The 5,654-nt window shown below is 46.1% G+C and carries 4 protein-coding genes; all 4 read left to right on the top strand.

Annotated features, from left to right (window positions below; genetic code table 11):
• Positions 1-280 precede the first annotated feature (280 nt).
• Positions 281-1,609 (top strand): ankyrin repeat domain-containing protein, encoded by a 1,329-nt coding sequence (locus tag KDK14_RS05765; protein WP_257264063.1) that lies wholly within the window; start codon positions 281-283, stop codon positions 1,607-1,609.
• 103 nt (positions 1,610-1,712) lie between these two features.
• Positions 1,713-3,122, top strand: a complete 1,410-nt coding sequence (locus KDK14_RS05760) for an ankyrin repeat domain-containing protein (RefSeq protein WP_257264062.1) — start codon at positions 1,713-1,715, stop codon at positions 3,120-3,122.
• Between the two features lie 409 nt (positions 3,123-3,531).
• Positions 3,532-3,903 carry a hypothetical protein gene (locus KDK14_RS05755; RefSeq protein ID WP_257264061.1) on the top strand — a complete coding sequence of 124 codons (372 nt, stop codon included), beginning with the start codon at positions 3,532-3,534 and terminating at the stop codon, positions 3,901-3,903.
• Positions 3,904-4,269: 366 nt separating this feature from the next.
• Positions 4,270-5,654, top strand: a 1,385-nt coding sequence (locus KDK14_RS05750) for an ankyrin repeat domain-containing protein (RefSeq protein WP_257264060.1), incomplete at its 3' end; no start/stop codon positions are given.

Below are 5,654 nucleotides of genomic sequence, written 5' to 3'. Positions count from 1 at the left end.
ACGACCGGCTTCCGAAGGTTTCAACGTCTTCTGAAGTTACGGATTCAGGTTAATGCTTATCGCGCATTTGACTTAATAATAAATAATACTAATATGCTTGATGTACTTGTTGCGATTGTTGCTGACTTGGTTTGTTAATACCAAATAAAAAATCAACCACACGCCAGTGGAATCAATCGGATGTTTTGTTCAAAATAATTCAAATCTGTATTCAACGATCAATTAGCGATAGGAAATTTGGCTCGCACTCAACACCGAAGTGCCAAATTAGTAATGAACTATGAATAATCTATCTTTTGGAAACGTCAATAAGGCCTTTGATTATCTTGCATTAAATGATGACCAACCTGATCCGGTGAAGTCCGAATGCAGCTACCTGCCTGATCCAAAACAAAATCCCAAATCGATTAATGACAAGCCACTTGAGAAAAGGCTTTGTACTCACTGTGAGTTATCCGCTCTTCCCCATGCTGATACTCCCGGTCATAAATCTGACCGTTTTGGTCACATCCCGATTTTAAAAGCTGTTTGCAAGGGTCAAACCAAAATACTTCAGTCATTACTGCAAAACGCCCCTGATGCCGTAAATACAAAATTCAATTTTCCTGAGCTTGGCCGGGATATCACGTTACTATACGCTGCTGTTGCCTTTAGACAGCCCTCCGCCGTCAAGGTCCTGTTGCAGTTTGGGGCAGATGCCAATGCCCTCTGCCAACCCTCATGGACCGGGTCCTCCCACTACAGCACCCCCCTGATGGCCACCATTGATATTAACTGCCAAAAAAAGGCGCAAATTGAAGTCGTTGACATGCTGATCAAACAGGGGGCTAACGTTAATGCAATCAAGAGCGAGTCTGGCAGGATGCTTACCTGGCCCCCCCTTACGGTGGCTGCCTATGCAAAAGACATCAAAACCGTTGAACTTCTGGTGAATCGTGGGGCTGATGTGGATGCATGCTTCAGTGATAGTGATATCGATAAGATAAACGGCTGTACACCCCTGATGATGGCTGCCAGTTGTGGCCATACCAGAGTCGTTCAATATCTGTTGAAGAAAGGAGCAAACGTCAATGCTGGCCAGTACAATGCAGGCGAGCAAAACGGCCGTACAGCTATGACCCTGGCCGCAATGTCCAACCATACCGAAGTCGGAAAAACTCTGATGGAGTACGGGGCTGATGTCAATGTTGCCATGAGCAATGCCGGTGTTGAAGAGGGGTGCACACCTGTGATTGCTGCTGCCAGCAGAGGAAACCGCCAATTCGTCCAGTTTCTCCTGGAAAACAATGCCGACGTCAATGCCACCATGAGTTCCGGCGCAAAAAAAGGCTGGACTGCGCTGCTTTGTGCAAGTTGTAACGGTTGCAAGTCGATCACCAAATTACTGTTGGACCATGGCGCAAATATCAATGCTGCCGAAAGCGATGAGGGTGCCGCCAAAGGTCGGACACCCTACATGGCAGCGTCTGAAAATGGTTTCAAAGGGGTTGCCAAACTCCTGCGGGAGCGTGGCGCAAAACTCCCCCCCCAACAAATAACACCACAGTCAGATTTTCAGACGATTATGAATTCCCAACCTTGTGACGCAGTTGAAGGTCTCGTTGACTGACAACAATGAAAACTATGAGAGGCCTTTGCCGCTCCCGCAGAAGCCAGTTCATATCCGAAAGGTGGAATTGGTACTTTTATAAGTCTTTAGACGGATAAGGAATATGATGAACAAGCTTGCCAGTTTGCCCTTTTTCAGGAGTTCTCATGAAAATCCCTTGATTAATCATGACCCCTCTGACCCCCGTTCATGTCTGGTGAAAACCAAATGCGGCCACGTATTTGCACTGGAAAACATTACCAATTCGTTTAACGAAAAAAAACTTGAAGACAGACGTTGTTCTCGCTGCAAAAAGTTGGCTCTTCCTCTTAAAGTGCTTGAAGGCTGTCCTGATAAAAATAACCCTTACTGCCTGAGCCCGGCTTTGGAAGCTGCCGGCAAGGGTGATATTAAAACGCTCAAGTTATTATTGGACTGCAACCCTGACGTTGCGAAGGCCATCTACCATAACCCTCCGCATAAAAACGAGATCACTTTGTTACACGCCGCTGCCAGCCATGGGCAGGTCTCGGCAGTCAAACTCCTGTTGGAATATGGCGCCACCCCCAACTCCAGAACATCAACGTGTTTAGATACCCCCCTGATAAATGCTGTTTTAAATGGACACCACCAGGTTATTGACCTTCTGGCGAAATATGAAAATGAAACTCCCGTAAATTTTCCGGACCACTTTTTCGATGATTGGTACTTGCCACCCTTGATATTCGCTCGCGATATCAAAAGCGCACAAATTTTGGTTAACCACAAGGCTGATGTCAATGCAAGGGCCTACACACCCGGTTGGATTCAGGAGCACAACATGACACCACTGCTTATTGCTGCCCGTGATGACAACGCCTCTTTGGTAGAATTCCTGGTGCAACACGGAGCGGATGTTAATGCTGCCATCTTCAACAATGCAACCAAGAACGGCCTTACACCCCTGTCTACCCAAAATGGCAACGCCTATATTGTGGAATGCCCGTTACAAAACGGAGCTTATGTTGATGCTGCCATGGACTGTGCAACTGATAACTACGACGCGACCCCCCTGTTAATCGCTAGTCGGCGCGGACATACTCAAGTTGTAAGTATCCTGTTAAAGTATGGCGCTAACGTCAATGTGATGGTCCATGCAGAAAATGAACGCGGGTTAACACCCCTGATCGCTGCTGCCACGCATGGATGCCATAAGACCGTCCAGCTGCTCTTGAAAAATAATGCCGATGCCAATGCGGTCGTTACCGGCAAAGATTTAGAAGGCTGTTCAGCGCTATGGCTTGCTGCCTGTAACGGTCATCACAAGATTGTCGAACTATTGCTGAAATACAAGGCAGATCCCCATGTCATTGATAAAAAGGGTCGATCAGCCTATGATGCGGCGATTAAAGAAAAGCACCATAAAATTGCCAAACTCCTGAAGGAGCATGGTGCAACGACAAACACGCCCAAGAATCAAACCTCGGTTAAATCTGCATCAGGCGAGCAGAAGCCACTGATACCTGATGTCAACAACCCCCACACTGATGTATAAAAATTCTATTTAACCATTCTCGATAAGTGCAGCTTTTTGTTTTCCACAAACTGGCTGCGCGTTTATTCTGGTTAACATTTACAGTGGATCATTTCAGCCAGTGAAGAGTCCACGGTTACATCCGATCAGCAAAAATGCCTGATTATAGATCGTCTCTCTCCCCGATGCCCTGATAATCAGGCAACTAACAATCAACGGATGAAAACCGTGCAACAAATAAACACAGCCTCTCCAAATGGTCTATTTTAATAACGGTGTTCCTGCTACAGCATATAGAGACAATTGAACTTGTGACACAGAATGCTGTTTTCTATGGCCCCTGATACAACCTCATTTACTGAATGGTCTGATACCCATGAAACGATTGCTGACAATTATATTTACATTGTGTTCAATGGCACAGTTCTCAATGGCTGCCCAATATCTGGATATGCCGCCAAGCTATGAAGAGGCAACGACCTATACAATCCACCTGAAACCCGGTGATGACAGAGAAATCAGCATGAATGAAATCTTCCGTCTTTCCAGCGAGGGTTATACGTCAATCAGAATCAAAGTTGCCACTACCAGAGTAAACAGGGCAAAGCCAGCCAGGCGGTACCCGTTTGTCCATAACGATATACCTGAACGAATCCCGCATTGCCGCCTGTTAAGACAGCATGACTATGATGACAATTATCGGGTATTACTGGACAACACAATTTATCAGTCCAATCTCAGTTACGATGATGCCACTTTACTGATTGGCAAACTCGTATCGGTTAATGCCTGCAGGTTTTGATACTGGTAATACTATTTTGTTCCTGCAAACAAGCTCTTCATGTTTCAATAATGGAACTTTTATCTAATTTATCAGGCTGATGTTAGTGAAGTGCATTTAACTTTTGATTTTTGCACACTTGACCAGGACTGATTCCATGAAACTGAACTGCTTAACTTTCAAGCTAATTGCCCTGATACTTTATACTATTGTACTGCCAGCCAAGGCTTTTGAAGCTACCGCCTGGGCTGTCAATAATGACTTACCCCCAAGTTATTAAGATGCTGTGGCCCATTCCACGTATACCATCCAGCTCAAGCCGGGGGACAACAAGTTCATATCCAAATTTTTATTAACACATGTATTGAGGCAGTTAAGGATACAAAAATGAACAAGCTTACTTGTATGCCCTTTGTCAGGAGATCTCATGAAAATAATGCCGTCTTGATTAATCATGACCCCTCTGACGCCAGTTCATGTCTGGTAAAAACTGAATGCGGCCATGTATATACATTGGACAACATTACTAAATCGTTTGACGGAAAAAAACTCAGAGACAGACGTTGTTCTCGCTGCAATAAGTTGGCTCTTCCTCTTCGAGTGCTTAAAGGCCGTCCTGATGAAAATAACCCTTACTGCCTGAGCCCGGCCCTGGATGCTGCCTGCAAGGGTGATACAAAAATCCTCAGGTTATTATTGCAAAGCCAGCCTGAACTTGCGCTAGCCAACTTGCGTAACCCACAGGATGAAAGCGAGATCACCTTATTATACGCCGCCGCCAGTCATGGGCAGGTGTCTGCCGTCAAACTCCTGTTGGAGTATGGGTCAGATGTTGGCGCCACCGAAAGATTCGGAGCAGAAAGGGGGTTCTATACCCCTCTGATCATCGCTCTCGTTAATGGACACCATGACGTTGTCGAGATTCTCGCGAGCGATAAAACTGCCGTGAATTCACCAGACAGCTCTTCCGGTCATTTGTACTACTTGCCACCTTTGGTAATGGCCAAGGATCTCAAAAGTGCACAAATCCTGGTCAACAACAAGGCTGATGTCAATGCAACAGCCTGTGGTGGTGATGCGCACAGCGCTACCCCCCTGTTTTTTGCTGCTCAGAAAGGCAACGCCTCCATGGTGAAATTTCTGGTGCAACACGGAGCGAATGTTAATGCTGTCATAAGCAACAACCCGGGTAAGAACGGCGTTACCCCCCTGTTTTCTGCTGCCTTGGAGGGCAACGCCTCTATCGTGGAATACCTCTTGCTGCACGGAGCTCATGTTGATGCTGTCACGGAAGTCGACGCTGAAGACATCGGCTTGACACCCCTGTTAATCGCCAGCAAGAACGGACATACTCAAGTTGTAAGAGTCCTGTTGAAGTATGGGGCTAACGCCAATGGCATGGTCCATTCAGAACAACAGCGCGGGTTAACATCTCTGATATTTGCTGCCATGTATGGAAACCTCAAGATCGTCAAACTGCTTTTGAAAAACAATGCCAACGTCAATGCGGTCATCACTAGCGGAGAGTTTGAAGGCTATACAGCGCTGTGTTTTGCTGCCAAGAACGGTCATGGCAGGGTTGCTGAAATATTGCTGAAAAACAACGCAGATGTCAATGTAGTCCAAAAAAACGGTAAATCAGCCTTTGACAATGCGGTTGAGAATAAGCACCTAACAATCGCCAAACTCCTGCAGATGCATGGAGCAAAGGAAAAATTGGGGTCATATATGGTCCGCCCCGCATTGCAAGGGAAAGTTTTCCATCATGACTA

This window comes from Endozoicomonas sp. ONNA2 (assembly GCF_024606365.1).
Classification (GTDB): Bacteria; Pseudomonadota; Gammaproteobacteria; order Pseudomonadales; family Endozoicomonadaceae; genus Endozoicomonas.
The sequence above is the reverse complement of the archived record's forward strand: the minus strand, read 5'-3'. Positions and strand labels throughout refer to the sequence as shown.

What these genes read in the sequence shown, in the direction of transcription:
- KDK14_RS05760 (WP_257264062.1), top strand. Translation starts at nt 1,713, where the DNA reads ATGATGAACAAGCTTGCCAGTTTGCCCTTTTTCAGGAGTTCTCATGAA.
- KDK14_RS05765 (WP_257264063.1), top strand. Translation starts at nt 281, where the DNA reads ATGAATAATCTATCTTTTGGAAACGTCAATAAGGCCTTTGATTATCTT.
- KDK14_RS05755 (WP_257264061.1), top strand. Translation starts at nt 3,532, where the DNA reads ATGGCTGCCCAATATCTGGATATGCCGCCAAGCTATGAAGAGGCAACG.